Source organism: Massilia sp. CT11-108, from assembly GCF_047302915.1.
In the GTDB taxonomy this organism is placed as follows: Bacteria; Pseudomonadota; Gammaproteobacteria; order Burkholderiales; family Burkholderiaceae_D; genus Telluria; species Telluria orientalis.
Genome location: NZ_JBKYMO010000824.1, coordinates 1 through 1,665, shown reverse-complemented (window position 1 = coordinate 1,665; position 1,665 = coordinate 1). Strand labels below are relative to the sequence as shown.

Annotated in this window: 1 protein-coding gene; it reads right to left on the bottom strand. The window is 65.9% G+C overall.

Going from position 1 to position 1,665, the window contains the following annotated elements; all coding sequences use genetic code 11:
- Window positions 1–27: 27 nt before the first annotated feature.
- Window positions 28–1,350 carry an SWIM zinc finger family protein gene (locus tag ACEN88_RS31110; RefSeq protein ID WP_413345948.1) on the bottom strand — a complete coding sequence of 441 codons (1,323 nt, stop codon included), beginning with the start codon at window positions 1,348–1,350 and terminating at the stop codon, window positions 28–30.
- Between the last annotated feature and the right edge of the window lie 315 nt (window positions 1,351–1,665).

Here is a 1,665-nt window from a genome sequence, read left to right as displayed (position 1 = left end):
GCTGCTGCAGCTGGCGCGCGGCGTCGTTCATGGAAGGTTGCTGTCGATGTTGTAGAGCCGTCCGTCGCGCCAGACGGCGAGCGGCAGCAGCATGCGGCCATCCCATTCAGCGCAGACGGTGAGCGGATGGCCGCCGGAGACGGCCAGCAGGTGCACCGGATGGCGGAAAGACGGATGCAAGGCGATGCGGCGGCCCTGCGCGTTGCGGACGATGCCATGGTCCGTGCCGTCCGGTACGAGGCCGCCGAGCAGCACCGGGTGGCGCTCCAGGAAGGGCTGGGCGGCGAGGGCGTCCGCGTACGTGTCCTGCAGGGTGTCGAGGCTGGACGGGCCTGCGATGGCGGACAGGGGCTGCACGTCGTCCTGGTGCCGAATCTGCGCGCGCAGCGGCCATGCGCTCGGATAGAAGCACAGGTCACCGTCGAATGTGGTGCCCGGCGCGAGCTGTTGTTCGAAGCCCTGCGTGCCGACCGCGTACTGGAGGTGCAAGGCCCAGCGTCCCGTCGCGGCGCCCAACAGCCAGGTCGAGCGCACGCGCAGGCGTTCGTCGTCGAACGTGCACTGGGCGAGCACGCTCCAGCGGTCCGTGACGGCGCCCTGGCGCAGGACGTCGTCCTGGCTCATCGTCCACCCGAGCAGGGCGCGCACGTCGGCCTGCAGCGCCGGCGCCAGTTCGTCGATGCGCTGCCATGCCCGGACCAGCAGGTACAGCGATGCGAGTTCGTTCGCGACGAGGCTTTCGGCGTTGCGCAAGCCTGACTGGTAGAGCATGCTGCCCGCGCGGCGCAGGCGTCGTGCGACCGGGGCCGCCTGGGCATCTGCCATGCGCGCGGCGATCGCATCCCAGAACCCTTGGCCGCGCGAGCGCACGGACGCGAGACCTTCGCGCGCCAGATCGTGCAGCCAGGTCTGCAGGTCCGCCAGGCCAGCGGTCACTTTGTCTTCGCGCTTTTCCTCACGCTTGCGGGCCAGTGCCGCGGCTTCCGGACCGGCGTCTTTTGTGAGCGTCTTCTTTTCCTGGCGCGACTGGCGTCCCTGCAGCCAGTCGCTGACCCATGCCGGCGTCTCCGCCTGGTCGAACAAGAAGGGCTCGGCGGCGCGCAGCAGGTACAGGCCGAGGCCGTGCTTGCAGGGGAATTTGCGGCTGGGGCAAGTGCATTTGAAGGCGGGGCCGCCGAGGTCGATCTGGGTGCGATAGGGTGTCTTGCCGCTGCCCTGGCATTCGCCCCACAGGGCGCTGTCGCTCGTGCCGAGATTCGACCAGTTCCGCGGCGTCGCCAACTGGCTGCCGGCCTTGGCCGAGGCGGGATCGGGCGCGAGAGCCAGGATCTGGTTGGCGTCGAGGGTCACCGGTGTCCTTCAGGCGGATTGATATATTTTCTAGTTCAGTATTCGTGATTATTGCCTAAACGTCAATTAGATGGTGGAGGCGCTGAAGTCGCGCTCGTGCAACGGTACTTGCGTAAGGGCACGTGGGTTGTTATAGTGCGCCTCCTGTTTTGCAGCGCATGAATTGAGTCGGAAACGACGACGCGACAAAACAGACGAGGGGTTGACGAGTTAAGCGAAGCACGGCATAATCTCACTCCTCTGCTGCTGACGAACAAAACGATTCGCAAGCGCAGCAAGGCAGTACCGAATACAGCTCTTTAACAATCAACAGTC